General features: G+C 74.8%; 17 protein-coding genes. 7 read left to right on the forward strand and 10 right to left on the reverse strand.

The window, feature by feature from the left end; genetic code table 11:
- Positions 1–2: 2 nt before the first annotated feature.
- Positions 3–1508: a fused MFS/spermidine synthase gene (locus AB0N29_RS13330; RefSeq protein WP_364867350.1), complete on the forward strand. Its 1506-nt coding sequence runs from the start codon at positions 3–5 to the stop codon at positions 1506–1508.
- Positions 1509–1529: 21 nt separating this feature from the next.
- Here AB0N29_RS13330 and AB0N29_RS13335 read toward each other — a convergent pair whose 3' ends face one another.
- The 3 genes from AB0N29_RS13335 to AB0N29_RS13345 form a co-directional block, all read right to left on the reverse strand.
- Complete coding sequence (locus AB0N29_RS13335) at positions 1530–2600, reverse strand: NADH:flavin oxidoreductase/NADH oxidase (protein ID WP_364867352.1); 1071 nt, start codon at positions 2598–2600, stop codon at positions 1530–1532.
- Between the two features lie 108 nt (positions 2601–2708).
- Positions 2709–3749 (reverse strand): NAD(P)-dependent alcohol dehydrogenase, encoded by a 1041-nt coding sequence (locus AB0N29_RS13340; protein ID WP_364867354.1) that lies wholly within the window; start codon positions 3747–3749, stop codon positions 2709–2711.
- A gap of 114 nt (positions 3750–3863) precedes the next feature.
- Positions 3864–4325, reverse strand: coding sequence for a MerR family transcriptional regulator (locus AB0N29_RS13345; RefSeq protein WP_364867356.1), 462 nt, complete (start codon positions 4323–4325; stop codon positions 3864–3866).
- 128 nt (positions 4326–4453) lie between these two features.
- Between AB0N29_RS13345 and AB0N29_RS13350 the strand changes: the two genes are divergently transcribed.
- Together AB0N29_RS13350 and AB0N29_RS13355 are read left to right on the forward strand one after the other, a co-directional pair.
- Positions 4454–5437: an aldo/keto reductase gene (locus tag AB0N29_RS13350; protein WP_302267894.1), complete on the forward strand. Its 984-nt coding sequence runs from the start codon at positions 4454–4456 to the stop codon at positions 5435–5437.
- Between the two features lie 251 nt (positions 5438–5688).
- Complete coding sequence (locus AB0N29_RS13355) at positions 5689–6996, forward strand: reverse transcriptase family protein (RefSeq protein WP_364867359.1); 1308 nt, start codon at positions 5689–5691, stop codon at positions 6994–6996.
- A 65-nt stretch (positions 6997–7061) separates the two neighbouring features.
- Here AB0N29_RS13355 and AB0N29_RS13360 read toward each other — a convergent pair whose 3' ends face one another.
- Positions 7062–7310 carry a hypothetical protein gene (locus tag AB0N29_RS13360; protein ID WP_302267891.1) on the reverse strand — a complete coding sequence of 83 codons (249 nt, stop codon included), beginning with the start codon at positions 7308–7310 and terminating at the stop codon, positions 7062–7064.
- A gap of 115 nt (positions 7311–7425) precedes the next feature.
- The gene (locus tag AB0N29_RS13365) at positions 7426–8880 is read right to left on the reverse strand and encodes an MFS transporter (RefSeq protein WP_364867361.1); all 1455 of its coding nucleotides are present in this window, start codon (positions 8878–8880) and stop codon (positions 7426–7428) included.
- 100 nt (positions 8881–8980) lie between these two features.
- Here AB0N29_RS13365 and AB0N29_RS13370 point away from each other — a divergent pair, with 100 nt between their 5' ends.
- Positions 8981–9706 (forward strand): TetR/AcrR family transcriptional regulator C-terminal domain-containing protein, encoded by a 726-nt coding sequence (locus AB0N29_RS13370; RefSeq protein ID WP_364867363.1) that lies wholly within the window; start codon positions 8981–8983, stop codon positions 9704–9706.
- A gap of 34 nt (positions 9707–9740) precedes the next feature.
- Here AB0N29_RS13370 and AB0N29_RS13375 read toward each other — a convergent pair whose 3' ends face one another.
- The gene (locus tag AB0N29_RS13375; protein WP_302267884.1) at positions 9741–10589 is read right to left on the reverse strand and encodes a LysR family transcriptional regulator; all 849 of its coding nucleotides are present in this window, start codon (positions 10587–10589) and stop codon (positions 9741–9743) included.
- Between the two features lie 105 nt (positions 10590–10694).
- Between AB0N29_RS13375 and AB0N29_RS13380 the strand changes: the two genes are divergently transcribed.
- Positions 10695–11438 carry an SDR family oxidoreductase gene (locus AB0N29_RS13380; protein ID WP_302267882.1) on the forward strand — a complete coding sequence of 248 codons (744 nt, stop codon included), beginning with the start codon at positions 10695–10697 and terminating at the stop codon, positions 11436–11438.
- 114 nt (positions 11439–11552) lie between these two features.
- Here the strand turns inward: AB0N29_RS13380 and AB0N29_RS13385 are convergent, their stop codons facing one another.
- Complete coding sequence (locus tag AB0N29_RS13385) at positions 11553–12086, reverse strand: MarR family winged helix-turn-helix transcriptional regulator (protein ID WP_364867366.1); 534 nt, start codon at positions 12084–12086, stop codon at positions 11553–11555.
- 108 nt (positions 12087–12194) lie between these two features.
- On the opposite strand from AB0N29_RS13385, the gene AB0N29_RS13390 reads away from it, so the two are divergent.
- Positions 12195–13139 carry an NADP-dependent oxidoreductase gene (locus AB0N29_RS13390; RefSeq protein ID WP_364867369.1) on the forward strand — a complete coding sequence of 315 codons (945 nt, stop codon included), beginning with the start codon at positions 12195–12197 and terminating at the stop codon, positions 13137–13139.
- A 48-nt stretch (positions 13140–13187) separates the two neighbouring features.
- Here AB0N29_RS13390 and AB0N29_RS13395 read toward each other — a convergent pair whose 3' ends face one another.
- Complete coding sequence (locus AB0N29_RS13395) at positions 13188–13817, reverse strand: hypothetical protein (RefSeq protein ID WP_364867371.1); 630 nt, start codon at positions 13815–13817, stop codon at positions 13188–13190.
- Positions 13817–14344, reverse strand: coding sequence for a SigE family RNA polymerase sigma factor (locus tag AB0N29_RS13400; protein WP_302267876.1), 528 nt, complete (start codon positions 14342–14344; stop codon positions 13817–13819). Before AB0N29_RS13400 ends, AB0N29_RS13395 begins: the two co-directional genes overlap by 1 nt.
- Positions 14345–14430: 86 nt before the next feature.
- Between AB0N29_RS13400 and AB0N29_RS13405 the strand changes: the two genes are divergently transcribed.
- Positions 14431–15168 carry a M15 family metallopeptidase gene (locus tag AB0N29_RS13405; RefSeq protein WP_364867373.1) on the forward strand — a complete coding sequence of 246 codons (738 nt, stop codon included), beginning with the start codon at positions 14431–14433 and terminating at the stop codon, positions 15166–15168.
- A 31-nt stretch (positions 15169–15199) separates the two neighbouring features.
- Here the strand turns inward: AB0N29_RS13405 and AB0N29_RS13410 are convergent, their stop codons facing one another.
- Positions 15200–15916 carry an SDR family oxidoreductase gene (locus AB0N29_RS13410; RefSeq protein WP_364867375.1) on the reverse strand — a complete coding sequence of 239 codons (717 nt, stop codon included), beginning with the start codon at positions 15914–15916 and terminating at the stop codon, positions 15200–15202.
- Positions 15917–16000: the final 84 nt, after the last annotated feature.

A 16000-nucleotide genomic window follows, 5' to 3' on the forward strand; every position in this document is an offset into this window, starting at 1 on the left:
GCGTGGCGGGAGGTGGCGCCGGCTCCGGTGCGGTGCCCGGCCCGCGGGAGGCGGCCGCGCTGGTCTTCGGCTCCTCCGCGGCGGTCCTCGTCGTCGAGCTGGTCGCGCTGCGGCTGCTCGCGCCGTACCTCGGGCTGACGCTCGAGACCAACACGCTGGTCATCGGGCTGGCCCTGGCGGCGATCGCCCTGGGCTCGTGGGCCGGCGGCCGGGCGGCCGACGTCGTCGACCCGCGCCGCGCGCTGGCACCGCTGCTCGGCCTGTCCGGCGTGGTGGCGGCCGCGACGCCGTTCCTCGTCCGGGGCGCGGCGGAGACCGCGGGCGGCCCGCTGCTGCTGCTCGCGGTCGCCGTGACGATCGGCGTCCCGGGCGCGCTGCTGTCGGCCGTCACGCCGATGGTCACCAAGCTGGCGCTGACGTCGCTGGCCGAGACCGGCACCGTCGTAGGTCGCCTGTCCGGCATCGGCACCGCGGGCTCGATCGTCGGCACCGTGCTGACGGGCTTCGTGCTGGTCTCGGCCGTGCCCGTCAGCGGCATCCTCGTCGGGCTCGGCGTGCTGCTGGTGCTGGCCGCGGTCGTGGTGGGGGTCCGGGTCAGCGGCTGGCGCGCGGCCGGGCCGTCCCTGGCGCTCGTGCTCGCCGGCACGGGGCTCGGCGCGCTCGGTGCGGTCGCGGCACCGGGCGGCTGCGACGTCGAGACGCAGTACCACTGCGCCCGTGTCGAGGCCGACCCCGCGCGGGAGAGCGGCCGGGTGCTGGTGCTCGACGGGCTGCGCCACTCCTACGTCGACCTCGCCGACGCCACCCACCTGGAGTTCGAGTACGTCCAGGCGGCCGCGTCCGTCGTGGACGCGACGTTCCCCGCGGGCGAGCCGCTCGCGGCGTACCACCTCGGTGGCGGGGGGCTCACCCTGCCGCGCTACCTCGCCGAGGTCCGGCCGGGCACGACCAACGTGGTCTCGGAGATCGACCCCGGCGTCGTGGCGGTCGACCGCGACCGGCTCGGCCTGGAGACCGGGCCGGGGCTCGAGGTGCGCGTCGAGGACGGGCGCCGCGGGCTGGACCGGCTCCCCGACGACAGCCGCGACCTCGTGGTCGGCGACGCCTTCGGCGGGGTGAGCGTGCCCTGGCACCTGACCACCCGGGAGGCGGTGGCGCAGGTACGGCGCGTGCTCCGGCCCGACGGGGCGTACGTCGCCAACCTGATCGACCACGGGCCGCTGGACTTCGCCCGCGCCGAGGTGGCGACCCTGCGCGAGGTGTTCGACCACGTGGCGCTGCTCGCCCGGCCCGGTGCCTTCGACGGGACCCAGGGCGGGAACCTCGTCGCGGTCGCCTCCGACCGGGCCGTCGACCTCGACGCGGTGACCCGCGTGGTCGAGCGGCGCGGGCTCGGCTGGGAGGCCCGCGGCGACGCCGACCTCGACGACTGGGTCGGCGGCGCCGACGCGCTCACCGACGACCACGCCCCCGTCGACCAGCTGCTCACGCCGTACGCGGAGGGGTGACGGTCCCCCGGACCGGTCGTGTCAGCGGGCCGCCCGGCGGTACTGCACCGGCCACAGGTCGGTGCCCTCGACGCCGAGCTCGGCGGCGGCGCGCAGCGGCCAGTGCGGGTCGCGCAGCAGCTCGCGGGCCAGCAGCACGACGTCGGCGGAGCCGTCGGCCAGGACGTCCTCGGCCTGCTTGGGCTCGGTGATCAGGCCGACCGCGCCCGAGCGGATTCCGGCCTCGGTGCGCACCCGGCGGGCGAACGGCACCTGGTAGCCCGGCCCGACGGGGATGTCGGCGGGCGCGTTGCCGCCGGTCGAGGTGTCGACGAGGTCGACGCCCTCCTCGCGGAGCAGCCCGGCGAGGCGCACCGTCTCGTCGGCGGTCCAGCCACCCTCCACCCAGTCGGTGGCGGAGAGCCGCACCACCACCGGCACGCCGGGGGCGACCCGGGCCCGGAGCTCGCGGACGACCTCCAGGGTCAGCCGGACGCGGCCTTCGAACCCGCCGCCGTACCCGTCGGTGCGGTGGTTGGACAGCGGCGAGAGGAACTCGTGGAGCAGGTAGCCGTGGGCGGCGTGCACCTCGAGCACGTCGAACCCGGCCGCGACGGCGCGCTCCGCGGCGTCGCCGAAGGCGGTGACCACGTGGGCGATCCCGGCGGCGTCGAGCGGCTCGGGGTCCTCGCGCAGGCCCGGGTAGGGCGTCTCCGACGGGCCGACCGGGCGCCAGCCGCCGTCGGCGTCCGCGACGCCGCCGCGGGCCGCGGTGAACCCGGAGTACGTCGAGGCCTTCCGCCCGGCGTGCGCGAGCTGGATCCCGGCCGCGGCGCCCTGGCCGTGGACGAAGTCCACGATCCGCGCCCAGGCGGCCTGCTGCTCGTCGTTCCAGAGCCCGGTGTCCTCCGGCGAGATCCGGCCCTCCGGGACGACGGCGGTGGCCTCGGTGATGACCAGGCCGGCACCGCCGCGGGCGAACGATCCGAGGTGCACCAGGTGCCAGTCGTCCGGCATGCCGTCGACGGCGGAGTACTGGCACATCGGCGCCACCCACACCCGGTTGCGGACGGTGACGTCGCGGAGGGTGATCGGGGTGAAGAGCTGGCTCACGGGGTGGTGCCTCCTGGGTGCGGGTGCAGGTGCGGGTGGGAGCGCGTGCTCCCGGGGGCCCAACCGGTCGTCCGGGTCAGGGATTCCCGGCGGACCCCCGGGGCGGGCTCAGCCGAGGGTGGCCGCGTCGATGACGAACCGGTAGCGGACGTCGGAGGCGAGGACGCGCTCGTAGGCCTCGTTGACCTGCTCGGCGGGGATCACCTCGACCTCGGCGCCGATGCCGTGCTCGGCGCAGAAGTCGAGCATCTCCTGGGTGAGCGCGATGCCGCCGATCATCGACCCGGCGAAGGACCGGCGGGCGCCGATGAGCGACATGACGTTGACGCTCAGCGGCTCGGCGGGTGCGCCGACGTTGACCAGGGTGCCGTCCACGGCCAGCAGGCCGAGGTACGCGTCGAGGTCGATGCCGGCGCTGACGGTGTTGAGCACCAGGTCGAAGTGGCCGGCGAGCTGCTCGAAGGTCGCCGGGTCGGACGTCGCGTGGTAGTGGTCGGCGCCCAGGCGCAGGGCGTCCTCCTGCTTCTTCAGCGACTGCGACAGCACGGTCACCTCGGCGCCGAGGGCGTGGGCGATCTTCACCGCCATGTGGCCCAGGCCCCCGAGCCCGACGACGGCCACCTTCCGGCCGGGACCGGCGTCCCACCGGCGCAGGGGTGCGTACGTCGTGATGCCGGCGCACAGCAGCGGCGCGGCCGCTGCCGGGTCGAGGCCGTCGGGGACGGCCAGCACGTAGTCGGCGTCGACCACGACGTGGGTCGAGTAGCCGCCCTGGGTCGTCGTGCCGTCGCGGTCGGTGCCGGCGTACGTCGGCACCATCCCCTCACGGCAGTACTGCTCGTCGCCGTTGCGGCAGCTCGCGCACTCGCCGCACGAGCCGACCATGCAGCCGACGCCGACGAGGTCGCCGACCCCGTGCCGCGTGACGCTGCTCCCGACCTCGGTGACCGTGCCGACGATCTCGTGGCCCGGGACGACGGGGAAGGGCTGCGGGCCCCAGTCGCCGTTCACGGTGTGGATGTCGGAGTGGCAGATCCCGGCGTACCGGATCTCGATGAGCACGTCGTTCGGGCCGACCTCGCGGCGCTCGATCGTGGTGGGGGCCAGGGGCTGGCCGGCGGCGGGTGCTGCGTAGGCGCGGACGCGCATGGGTTCTCCCGGTGTGGGGTGGGTGGGTGTGTGGGGTGGGGTGGGTGCCCGGGCAGGCCGGAGCCGCGGACCGGGTGGTCCGCCGTGGGTCGTCGGGTGGGTGGGTCGGTGGGGCTAGGGCTTGCCGACGGCCTTGAGCCGGTCGGCCAGGGCCCGGGCCTGGCCCGAGAGGAGCTCGGTGCGCGCGTCGTCGCCCGCCTCGACCGCCTCCCAGTAGGCGATCTTCAGGTCGACGTACTCCTGGCGCAGGGCGACCTGCGTGGCCTCGACCCGGAGCCGGTCGCGCTGCTGGGCGAGCAGCTCCACCTGCTCGGCGGCGGCCGCCGGACCGAGCCGGCCGTTGGCGACGTACCGCCGCATGTCGGCCACCGACAGGCCGGTGGCCGCCAGGCAGGCGACCCACATGAGCTGGTCGAGGTCGTCCTCGTCGTAGACGCGGTGCTTGCTGCTCGCGCCGCGGCTGATGGGCGGGACGACGCCGATGGACTCGTAGTACCGCAGCGTGCTGGCCGGGAGCCCGGTCAGCGCTGCGGCCTCCTTGATCGTGTAGCCGCGCTGCGCGGTCGGTCCACTCATGTCCTCGACGCTAGGAACTTCGAGTACTCGAAGTCAAAGGTCGTCCGCGCCACACCGAGCGCACACGTGCGTGGCGGGGTACCGGCGGTCGGGGCTGCGGCCCGGACCGACCGATGAAGGAGCACGACATGGACAAGCGCACGCTCGGCAACGACCGGCTGGAGGTCTCCGCGATCGGCCTGGGGTGCATGGGCATCAGCCAGTCCTTCGGGCCCTCGCCGGAGCGCCCGGAGATGGTGGACTTCCTGCGGCAGGCGGTCGACCGTGGCGTCACGTTCTTCGACACCGCCGAGGTGTACGGCCCGTTCCACAACGAGGAGGTCGTCGGCGAGGCGCTGGAGCCGCTGCGGGACCAGGTGGTCATCGCGACGAAGTTCGGCTTCTCCCTCGACGACAGCGACCGGCGCGTCGACAGCCGGCCCGAGCACGTCCGCGAGGCGCTCGAGGGCTCGCTGCGGCGCCTGCGCACCGACCACGTCGACCTGCTCTACCAGCACCGGGTCGACCCGGAGGTGCCGATCGAGGAGGTGGCCGGGACGGTCGGTGAGCTCATCGCGGAGGGCAAGGTCCGCCACTTCGGCCTGTCGGAGGCGGGCGTCGATACCATCCGCCGGGCGCACGCCGTCCAGCCCGTCACCGCGCTGCAGAGCGAGTACTCGCTGTTCTGGCGCGAGCCCGAGGACGCGATCCTCGGGGCGCTGGACGAGCTCGGCATCGGCTTCGTCCCGTTCAGCCCCCTGGGCCGGGGCTTCCTCACCGGCACGGTCGACGCGACCACCGAGTTCTCCGAGGGCGACATCCGAGCGGGCCTGCCCCGGTTCACCCAGGAAGCGCGCCAGGCGAACCTCGCGCTGGTCGACGGCGTGCGCGCGGTGGCGGACCGGAAGGAGGCGACCGTGGGCCAGGTCGCGCTCGCCTGGCTCCTGGCGCAGTCGCCGAGCATCGTGCCCATCCCCGGGACCCGCCGGACCAGCCGGCTCGAGGAGAACCTCGGCGCCGCCGGGCTCGTCCTCGACGCGCAGGACCTCGCCGAGCTGGACGAGGTCTCGACCCGGGTCAAGGTGGTGGGGGAGCGCTACCCCGAGGCGATGGCGCGGATGATCGACCGCTGAGCCACCGGCCCGTCCCCGGCGGCCCGACGGGCGGCTAGGGTCCGTGGCGTGCGGCAGCGTCTGGTCGAGACGGCAGGCCGGTGCGCGACACCGGTCGGCCTCCCCGGGGCTACCCCGGGGACCACCGGCACGTCCGGGCACAGCACCGCGCGCGACTCGCTGCGCTCCGCTGCAGGTCCTCGCGCGCACGACGGGACTGGTCGAGCAGCGCTGCCGCACCCCGTCATCAGGCGGCGCGGGCCGTCCCCGCGATGAGGGACGACCTCGCGCGGGCGCTCGCCGCCGCGTTCCTCGCGGGCGGGTGGACGCACCCGGCGCTGGTGGAGGCCGGCGCGGTCGTCCTGGGTCGCCGGCCGAGGTGGCTGGCGGTCCTGGCTCGGCAGACGCTGGAGCTCTACCCGCGCCCGCCGCACGACCGGCCCCGCGAGCTGGCCGCCACGATCAGCACCCGGCCCGCGGCGGCGAAGGCCGCTCGCGCCCGGCCGCTCGTGCAGCCGGTGACCCCCACCCGGATGCTCGAGAACCGCTGGCGCCTACCGGTGCTCCACGGCCTCGACGACGTGGCCGACCTCCTGGGGGTCAGCCCCGACGAGCTCGACTGGTTCGCCGACCCCCGCCGCCTGGCGCGGTCGGCCGCGGACGTCCCGCTCCAGCACTACCGGGTGAGCCACCGCGTCGCGGCCAGCGGCGCGATCCGGGTGCTCGAGGCGCCCAAGCAGCGGCTCAAGGGCATCCAGCGGCTGCTCCTCGACGAGGTGGCGTCGCGCATCCCGCCCCACGCCGCCGCCCGCGGGTTCCGGCCCGGCGGCTCGGTGGGCTCGTACGCCGCACCGCACGCCGGCCGGCCGGTCGTCGTGCGCCTGGACCTGGAGGCGTTCTTCGCCAGCGTCACGGTCTCCCGCGTGTACGGCCTGTGGCGGACGGCCGGCTACCCCGAGCCGGTCGCCCACTGCCTGGCCGGGCTGGTGACCACCGTCCTGCCCCGGTCGGCGTGGCGGGCCCTCCCGCGACCGGCCGACGACGGGCTGCTCGACGCGCACTGGCGGCTGGGCCGCCGGCTGGCGGCGCCGCACCTGCCCCAGGGTGCGCCGACCTCCCCGGCGATGGCCAACCTGGCGGCGTACCGGCTCGACGTGCGGCTGACCGCCCTGGCGCAGTCGTGGGGCGGTCGCTACACGCGCTACGCCGACGACCTCGCGCTCTCCGGAGCAGCGGGGTGGGGGAGCGGCACCTCGAGGCTGCTCGACGCCGTCGAGGAGGTCGTGCGCGACGAGGGGTTCCGGCTGAACCCGCGCAAGACCGGCGTGATGCCGCGCGCCGGGCGGCAGACGCTCGGCGGGCTCGTCGTCAACGACCGGCCACGCGTCGCCCGGGCCGAGGTCGACCTGCTCCGCGCGATCCTCCGCAACTGCCGCCGGTACGGCGCGGACAGCCAGAACCGCGACGGCGTGCCGGCCTGGGAGCAGCACCTGCGCGGCAGGATCGCCTGGGTCGCCCAGCACGACCCGGTCCGCGGGGCGCGGCTGCAGGCGCTGCACGACGCCGTCGACTGGGGCTGATCCCGGGCGCCCGGCACCTCCGGGAGACGGGCACGGCGTCCCGGGAGGGCTGGCGCAGGGGTCGCTCAGGCGGAGCCGTTCTGCGGCGAGGTGTTGTCGGTGCCGCCGAGCTGGGCGAGGAACTGGTGGCAGCGGTGGGCCCGGTCGGAGTCCTGCTGCATGACCTCGCGGAAGAAGTCGGCGATCTCCTGCTGTCCGGCGTTCTCCGCGTCGCGGACGTACTGGCCGTAGTCGTGCCCGGCCTTGAGCGAGTGGTACTGCACCGAGATGAGGTCGAAGGTGACGTCGTCGAAGCCGGTCTCTCCGGTGGCCATGGGGTCCTCCTGCGGGGTCGGTGCGCCGCGGTCGTGCCGCGGCACGGGTGGGCTCTCGAGGTGCCCCACGCACCGGGGCGCATACGACGCCCTGCTGGAGCGGGCGGAGGCCCGGTCAGTCGCGCTCGTCGGTCTGCCGGGAGGCGGTGAGCGTGAGCGCCCCCCAGCCGGCGACCAGGCCGACGAGGACCGCGAGGACGGCGTACGTCACCCGCTCGCCGTGGAAGAACGACGCCACCAGCTCACCGCTCCAGCGCCCGGCGGGCAGGGTGGTGGTGACCAGGGCGGCGACCAGCGTGCCGACGACGGCGGTCCCGAGGCTGGCGCCGACCTCCTGCGCGGTGTCGTTGAGGGCGGCCCCCATCGAGGTCCGGTTGCGCGACATCGCCAGGACCAGCGCGACGGCGCAGATGGTCATCACGGTCCGCAGGCCGACGGTCAGCACGACCATGCACACCGCGATCGGCAGGTAGCCGTGGTCGACGCTCCACGCCAGCCCCGCGAGCGACCCGGCGAGGAGGGCGGCTCCCACGAGGCAGGCCAGGCGGTGGCCCAGCCGCTTGCCGAGCGCCTCCGAGACCGGGGTCGCCAGGATCATCGTGAGGATGAGCGGGAGGTTCGCCAGCCCGGCCCGGACCGGGCTCCACCCGTAGGCGTACTGGAAGTGCAGGACCATCCCGAACATCACGCCGGCCATCGCGACCGAGGTGCCGACCTGGGCGATCGTGGCGCCGCGGACCGTGTCGTCCGCGAACACGGCCAGGTCCAGCATCGGGTCGGGCGTGCGCCGCTCGTGGGCGAGGAACGCGACGAGCGCGACGACCGCGCCGAGCACCGACCCGACGGTGGTCACCGACAGCCACCCGTGCTCGACGCCGCTGGTGAGGCTGTAGCAGGCGAGGCCGATGGCGGCGACGCTGAGGACGGCGCCGAGGAGGTCGAGGCGGTCGCCGGTCAGGTCCTCGGTGCGGTCAGCGGGCACGCCGAGGCGCACGCCGATCCAGGCGACCAGGGCGATCGGGGCGTTGACGAGCAGCAGCCAGGTCCAGCTGACGTGGGCCAGCGCGGTGCCGCCGAGGAGCGGACCCAGGATGAAGCCGCTCATGCCGACGACGATCATCACCGTCATCGCGCGGGTCTGCAGGGCCTCGTCGTCGAAGAGGCGGAAGATGAGCGAGTTCGTGATCGGGGCGGTGCCGGCGGCCGCGACGCCGAGCGCCGCACGGAGGGCGATCAGGTCGCCGCCGGAGTCGACGGCCAGGACCGCCAGGCTGGTCACCCCGAACGCCGCGAGCCCCACCAGCAGGACGCGTCGACGACCGAGCCGGTCGGCCAGCGAGCCGGAGGTGAGCAGGAGCCCGGCGAAGGTCAGGGAGTAGGCGCCGGTGACCCACTGCAGCGTCGTCGTGCCGCTGCCGAGGTCGCGTCCGATCGTCGGGAGCGCGACGGTCAGCAGCGTGCTGTCGACCATCTCGACGAAGAACGCCAGGCACAGGGCGGCGAGCGGGATCCAGGCCGCCCGGAGCGAGCCGTAGGTGCGGATTGGTGCGGGAGCGGTGGTGGGGCTCATGGTGGCCTCCTTGGTCGTCGAACGTCGTTCGATTATCGAACGGCGTTCCATAAACTAGAACGGCGTTCGACCGAAAGCAAGGTGTGATGGGATGAGGACCATGGCTGCCCCACGACGCACGGCGAGGACGGGTGATCCGGCAGTCGGGGCCGGTGGCCGGCGCCGCGCGAGCCACTCGATGGAGGCGGTCGTCTCCGAGGCCGTCGCCCTGCTCGACGAGGCGGGGGAGGGGGCGCTGACGTTCCGTGCGCTGGCCGCGCGGCTCGGGGGCGGCGTGGCCAGCATCTACTGGTACGTCGCGAACAAGGACGAGCTGCTCGACCGGGCGACCGACCACGTGGTCGCGGAGGTGCTCGCGGCCACCGCCGGGTGCACCGGGAGCGAGGACCCGGTCGACGACGTCCGCGCGATCGCCGTCGCGCTGTTCGACGCGATCGTGGTGCGGCCGTGGCTGGCGGCGTACTTCATGCGCGACACGGGCCTCCAGCCCAACGCGCTGCTGCTCTACGAACGCCTGGGCGAGCAGGTGCTGCGGCTGGGCCTCGGCCCGCGGGACAGCTTCCACGCGGTGTCGGCGGTGGTCGGCTTCGTCGTCGGCATCGCCGCCGACCTCGGCCAGCAGCCGCCGCAGGAGGTGCTCGAGGGCACCACCAGCCGGGAGGACCACCTCGTGCGGCACGCAGACGCCTGGCGCGAGCTCGACCCGGAGACCTACCCGTTCCTCCACCACGTCGTCGACGAGTTCGCGACCCACGACGACACCGAGCAGTTCCGGGCTGGGCTCGACCTGCTCCTCGCGGGCCTCCGCCTGCAGGCGGGTCGCTGACCGACGCCCGGCGCGGCCGTCGCCCGGCGGGGGGTCAGAGGCGCAGTGCCGTGCGGACGAGGTCGGCCACGGCGCGGGAGCGGCTGTGCGGGGGCCAGGCGACGACGGTCGTGATGGCCGGCGCGCTCGGGACGGGGACGGCGACGACCCCGTCGCGCAGCTGGGCCCGGCAGGAGTCCGGCGCGAGGAAGTGGGTCCGGCCCAGCGAGATGAGCTGCAGCAGCTGGGTGTGGTCGTGCACCTCGGGACCGGGGCCGTCCGGGTAGCGCCCGTCCGGGCCCGGCCAGCGGGGCGCCGGGAGGTCCGGCACGTCGACCAGGTCGTCGACGTGCAGCTCGGCGCGTCCGGTGAGCGGGTGGCCGGCGGGCAGCACGGCGACCTGGCCCTCGGTCACCAGCTCCTCGGAGTCGAGCCCCACCAGGTCGTCGTACGGCGCGTGCAGGATGGCCACGTCGGCCCGGCCGGTCCGCAGCAGCCGCTGCTGCTGGCCGGGGCCGCACAGCGCCACCTCGACGCGGACGGCGCCGGGCTCCGCGGCGTACGCGTCGAGCAGCTTGGCGAGCAGCTCGCTCGAGGCGCCGGCCTTGCAGGCGAGCACGATGCCGGGCTGGTCCGCGGACGCGAGGGCGGCGCGGCGGGTCCGCTGCTCGGCGGCCTCCACCGCGTCGAGCGCGGCCCGTGCCTCGGCCAGGAGCACGGCGCCCGCCTCGGTCAGGGCTACCGACCGGCTGGTGCGGAGCAGCAGCGGGGCGCCGAGGCGCCGTTCGAGCCGGCTGATCGCGCGGGACAGCGGCGGCTGTGCCATGCCGAGGCGCGCGGCGGCGCGGCCGAAGTGCAGCTCCTCGGCGACCGCGACGAAGTAGCGCAGCTCCCGGGTCTCCACCGGGCTGAGCGTAGTCGCGCGCCCGTGGCATCGATACCGCTCGGGTATCGCCGGTGACCCGGACGGTGTTGGACCGCCCGCTCCACGCCGCGGACGATCGAGGACATGGCAGAGCACAGCGAAGACAGCAGGACCGCCCTGGTCACGGGCGCGAACAAGGGCATCGGCTACGAGATCGCGGCGGGCCTCGGCGCCCTCGGCTGGCAGGTCGGGGTGGGCGCCCGGGACGCCGGTCGACGCGAGCAGGCGGTGACGCGGCTGCGTGCGGCGGGCGTCGACGCGTTCGGCGTGCCCCTCGACGTCACCGACGACGACAGCGTCGCCTCGGCCGCCCGGCTGCTGGAGGAGCGGGCCGGCCGGCTCGACGCCCTGGTCAACAATGCCGGCATCACCGGGGGCCCCGCCCAGCAGCCGTCCACCGCCGACCTCGACGTCATCCGGACCGTCGTGGAGACCAACGTCATCGGCGTCGTCCGGGTCACCAACGCGATGCTCCCGCTGCTGCGGCGCTCCTCCGCCCCGCGGATCGTGAACATGTCCAGCGGCGTGGGCTCGCTCGAGCGGCAGTCGGGCCCGGGCGGGGAGCTCACCACCGGCCCGGTCGCGGTGGCGTACGCGCCGTCGAAGACGTTCCTCAACGCGGTGACGCTGCAGTACGTCAAGGAGCTCGGCGAGACCGGCATCAAGATCAACTGCGCGTGCCCGGGCTTCGTCGCCACCGACCTCAACGGGTTCCGCGGCGTCCGGACCCCGCAGGAGGGCGCCCGGACGGCGATCCGCCTGGCCACGCTCCCGGACGACGGACCTACGGGTGGCTTCTTCGAGGACGCCGGCGTCGTGCCGTGGTGACCGGACGGCCGGGGCGCTGAGCCACGCTGCCGACCCCGGGGCCGGGCACGCCGGTCGACATCAGCCGGGCGCCGCCGTCCGCACGCGATCCACCTGCACGAGCCCAGGGCCCGCTCAGTGGGCCGAGGTGTCGCCGCGGGTCCGTCGCCGCGTCCGGGCGGAGCGCGGTGGTGCTGAGCGCATGTGCTCACGCGCGGGCTCGAGCACGGCGAAGAGGTCCTCGACCTGCCGGCGCGACAAGGGCTGCAGCAGGAGGTCCTTGATGACCGCGACGTGTCCCGGCAGCACGTGCGCGACGCGCTCGCGTCCGGTGTCGGTGATCGTGACGGTCACCCCGCGCTCGTCGTCGGCGGCAGGGGCGCGCGTGACCAGGCCGGCCTTCTCGAGCAGCCCGGCCTGGTAGGTCATCCCGCTGCGGCTGTAGACGACGCCGTCCGCGAGGTCGGTCATCCGCTCGCTGCCGGTCGCCGAGTCCAGCCCGAGCCGTGCCAGCAGCTGGAACTGGACGTAGCTGAGGTCGCCCTCCTCGCGCAGCTGCTGCTCCACGGCGTGCCGCAGGAGCCCTGCCACCTCGATCAGGGCGAAGTACGCCCCCAGCTCCACCCGGTCGAGGGGCGGGGGCGCACTGGTCGTGCCGTCAGTCGTCATGGCGAACACGCTACTTCACCTTCGAACCACTTGTTTCGAATTCGAAGCGCTGCTACGGTCGCCCTGTGCTTCAGATTCGAAGCAACCATTTACAGAGGGAGACCAGTCATGAAGGCGATCGTGTTCCACCAGTACGGCGACCCGGGCGTCCTGCAGTACGAGGACGTCGAGACGCCGACCCCCGGACCCGGCCAGGTCCGCGTGCGGGTCGCCGCGACGACGTTCAACGGCGTCGACGGCAACATCCGCGCCGGCCTGATGCAGGGGCCGATGCCCCTCGAGCTGCCGCACGTGCTCGGCCTGGACGTCGCCGGGACCGTCGACGTCGTCGGCGACGGTGTCGACGGCCTCGCGGTCGGCGACCGGGTCGTGGGCTTCCTGCCGTTCGTCGCCGACGGTGCCGCGGCCGAGCACGTCGTCGTCTCCGCCGAGGCGCTGGCTCCCGCGCCGACCAGCATCCCGCTCACCGACGCCGCCGCCCTGCCGGTCGTGGGGCTCACCGCGTGGCAGGCGCTGTTCGACCACGCCGGCCTGGCCGCGAGCCAGCGGGTCCTCGTGAACGGTGCCAGCGGTGCCGTCGGCGGGTACGCCGTCCAGCTGGCCAGCGCTGCCGGGGCCCACGTGATCGCGACCGGGAGCCCCCGCAGTCGGGACCGGCTCACGGCGCAGGGGGCCGCGGAGGTCGTCGACCACACCGCCACCTCCGTCGCCGATGCCCTCGAGGAGCCGGTCGACGTGCTGCTCAACCTCGCCCCCGTCGACCCGGACGTGCTCACCTCGTTCACCGGGCTCGTCCGCGACGGTGGCGTCGTGGTCAACACCACCGTCTGGATGCCCGCGCCCAGCGACGAGCAGCGCGGTGTGCGCGGCATCGACCTCTACGTCCGCAGCGACGCCGCGCAGCTCGCCGAGCTCGTCGCGCGCGTCGATCGCGGCGAGCTGGCGATCGACATCGCCGAGCGCGTCCCGCTCGCCGACCTGGGCTCGGTCCACGCCCGGGCCGCGACGGGCGCCCTCAGCGGCAAGGTCGTCGTCCTCGCCCCCGGAGCCTGACCCGGCCGCACGACCCCGGTGACCCGCAAGCGACTCCGGGAGGGGCGATCAGCCGACCCCGTGGCGCGCGCCCGGGCCGACGTGCACGCCGGCCAGGAACTCGACCATGGCGTCGAGGTCCCAGCCGGTCCCCGACGGGTACTGGATGCGCACGACGCCCTCGGGGTCCCCGGGTCGTGACCGGGTCGCGACCGTCGTGTGGCCGGCGTCGTCGGTGATCCAGAAGCGGCGTCCGTCGCGGTCGAGGACCCGGCCGTCCGGCGGGTTCGCGTCGAAGAGGATGACGAGCTTGCCGCGGAAGTCGTCGGGCTCCTCGGAGACCGACCCGTCGTCCGGCGCGATCGTCACGGCGGTCGGCTGCTGTGCCTGCACCGACCACCCCGCGGGCGCGAGGTCGAAGGTGTACGGCGCGGCCTCGAACGGCTCGGCCACCAGCTCCACGCCGACGGCGCGCGTGGTCGCGGGACGGGCGGGCCCGCCGTCGCCCTGGAGCACCGCACCGGCGCCCACGGCGAGCACCGCTGCGGTCGTCGCGCCGCTCAGGGCGAGCCGGAGCCGGCGTCGTGACCGGGCCCGGGCGGCGGAGCGTGCGCGAGCCAGGTCGGCAGCGGGGTCGGCCGCGGGCCGTTCGCCGTCGGCGACGGTCAGCAATGCGCGCTTGAGGTCATCGGTGGACATCAGGACACCCCCAGGGGCAGGTCGAGGCCGGACAGGTGGGCGCGGAGGTGGGCCAGGGCGCGGGCGTTCTGGGACTTCACGGTGCCGGGGGAGCAGCCCAGCACCCGGGCCGTCTCGGCGACGTCCAGGTCGTGCCAGTGCCGCAGCACCACGACCGCGCGTTGCCGTGGGCCGAGCGAGGCCAGGGCGGCCAGCACCAGCTCGCGGAGCTCCGGGTCGCCCGACGGGGCCGCCTGCTCGTCGCCGAGGGAGTCGATCGGCTCGGACACGGTCCGCTCGCGCCGTCGGTGGGCGCGGCGGGTCTCGTCGACGAAGACGTGGGTGAGGCTGCGCCGGGCGTAGGCGAGCGGGCTGTCGGCCCGTCGTACGCGCGCCCACGCGAGGTACAGCCGGGTCAGCGTCGTCTGGACGACGTCCTCGGCGTACGCCTCGTCACCGGCGCACAGCAGCACCGCCGTCCGGACCAGGTCAGCGCGGTGGGCGCTCGTGAACGCCACGAACTCCGCGGCCCTCTCGTCGTCGCGCACATCGCCCCCTCTCGTCCCGTTGACGGGTGCGGCCCGCCGGGAGGTTGCATGCAACCGCACGGACCGCCGGCACCCGTCAACCAGGCGTGAGGACCAAGGTCGCGCTGGGTGCCTGGAGCATCGTCCTGTTCGTGTCGGCGTGCGCCGCCCCGACCGCCCCCACGGCCCGGGACGCCCCGCCGGCACCAGGGTGGGGCGTCGCCGGGTCCCCGGGCCCAGCGGTCGCCGGGACCGGTGCCCTCGACCTCACGCGTCGGTCGACGACCGACCCCGGGAGCACCTGGGTCGTCGTCAACAAGTCGCACCCGCTGCCTGCCGGCTTCCGGCCGGAGCTGGGCCTGGTGCGCGGCTACCAGGTCGCCCTGCCGGCAGTCGGCCCGCTCACCCGGCTGCTCGACGACGGCGACGCACGCGGCCTGGGCTTCAAGATCGCCAGCGCGTTCCGCTCCTTCGGCTACCAGGAGCAGCTGTACGCCGGCATCGTCTCCAGGAGCGGTCGGGCCGCCGCCGACCGGGTGTCGGCCCGGCCCGGACACAGCGAGCACCAGACCGGGCTGGCGGTCGACCTGGTGACCCCGGCCGACCCCTCCTGCGACCTCGACCCGTGCTTCGCCGGCACCCCCGGCGGTCGCTGGTTGGCGCGCGCAGCGTGGCGCCACGGATTCGTCGTCCGGTACCAGCCGGGCACGGAGGCGATCACGGGCTACCGGGCCGAGCCGTGGCACCTGCGCTACGTCGGCCGCCCCGTGGCCGCTGAGCTGCACCGCACCGGCGTCGCCACCCTGGAAGAGCTCTTCGGGGTGCCCGGCGGCGGCTACCGCTGACCGCGCGGCCGACGCCGCGGAGCGCCGCTGCTCAGCCCCCGAGGGCGGCGAAGATCTGCTCGTACCGCGCCTGTGGGTCGAGGTTGAGGCCGGACTTGACGAGCCTCGCCCACTCGTCCGCCAGCACCTCCTGGGCACCGGACTCGATGGCGTCGAGTGCGGCACGGGCCAGGTCCGACGGTGCGATCTTCGGCGCCTGCACGCCCTTGGCCATGTCGGTGTCGACCAGTCCCATGTGCACGCCGACCACGTGGGTGCCCTGGGCGGCGAGCTCGAGCCGCGTGCTGTCGGTCAGCGCCCAGGCCGCGGCCTTCGACGCGGCGTACGCGCCGGCGGTCGGCGAGGTGAACCACGACAGTGCCGAGATGACGTTGAGGATCGCGCCGCCGCCGTTGGCGCCCAGGACGGGGGCGAAGGCACGGGTCATGCGCAGCGGGCCGTAGAAGTTCGTGTCCATCTCCCGGCGGATCTCGGCCTCGTCGCCCGCGACGAGCGGCGTCCCGGTGGAGATGCCGGCGTTGTTGATGAGCACCTGGACGTCACCCGCCGCGGCGGCGGCCGCCGCGACCTGGCCCGCGTCCGTGATGTCCAGCTCGAGCGCGTGCACGCCCGTGGTGCGGATCGTCGCGGCGTCGCGTGCGGCGGCGTAGACCTTGGCCGCTCCGCGCTCCTTCAGCTGCTCGACGAGCTCGGCGCCGATGCCCCGGTTCGCCCCGGTGACGAGCACCACCGCATTCCTCAGGTCCATGACCCATCCATTCTGTAGCGATCGCTATTGATTGACCCGAGGACCGAAGCACATTCCATAGCGATCGATACGTTATGCTGTGCG

It is taken from the genome of Nocardioides sp. NPDC092400, from assembly GCF_040684155.1.
Lineage (GTDB): Bacteria > Actinomycetota > Actinomycetes > Propionibacteriales > Nocardioidaceae > Nocardioides.

Excerpts from the sequence above, each read along its gene's own strand:
- AB0N29_RS13340 (WP_364867354.1), bottom strand. The coding sequence starts at position 3,749 with ATGCGCGTCCGCGCCTACGCAGCACCCGCCGCCGGCCAGCCCCTGGCC.
- AB0N29_RS13410 (WP_364867375.1), bottom strand. The coding sequence starts at position 15,916 with ATGGACCTGAGGAATGCGGTGGTGCTCGTCACCGGGGCGAACCGGGGC.
- AB0N29_RS13385 (WP_364867366.1), bottom strand. The coding sequence starts at position 12,086 with ATGACGACTGACGGCACGACCAGTGCGCCCCCGCCCCTCGACCGGGTG.
- AB0N29_RS13390 (WP_364867369.1), top strand. The coding sequence starts at position 12,195 with ATGAAGGCGATCGTGTTCCACCAGTACGGCGACCCGGGCGTCCTGCAG.
- AB0N29_RS13395 (WP_364867371.1), bottom strand. The coding sequence starts at position 13,817 with ATGTCCACCGATGACCTCAAGCGCGCATTGCTGACCGTCGCCGACGGC.
- AB0N29_RS13370 (WP_364867363.1), top strand. The coding sequence starts at position 8,981 with ATGGCTGCCCCACGACGCACGGCGAGGACGGGTGATCCGGCAGTCGGG.
- AB0N29_RS13365 (WP_364867361.1), bottom strand. The coding sequence starts at position 8,880 with ATGAGCCCCACCACCGCTCCCGCACCAATCCGCACCTACGGCTCGCTC.
- AB0N29_RS13345 (WP_364867356.1), bottom strand. The coding sequence starts at position 4,325 with ATGAGTGGACCGACCGCGCAGCGCGGCTACACGATCAAGGAGGCCGCA.
- AB0N29_RS13355 (WP_364867359.1), top strand. The coding sequence starts at position 5,689 with ATGAGGGACGACCTCGCGCGGGCGCTCGCCGCCGCGTTCCTCGCGGGC.
- AB0N29_RS13380 (WP_302267882.1), top strand. The coding sequence starts at position 10,695 with ATGGCAGAGCACAGCGAAGACAGCAGGACCGCCCTGGTCACGGGCGCG.
- AB0N29_RS13360 (WP_302267891.1), bottom strand. The coding sequence starts at position 7,310 with ATGGCCACCGGAGAGACCGGCTTCGACGACGTCACCTTCGACCTCATC.
- AB0N29_RS13350 (WP_302267894.1), top strand. The coding sequence starts at position 4,454 with ATGGACAAGCGCACGCTCGGCAACGACCGGCTGGAGGTCTCCGCGATC.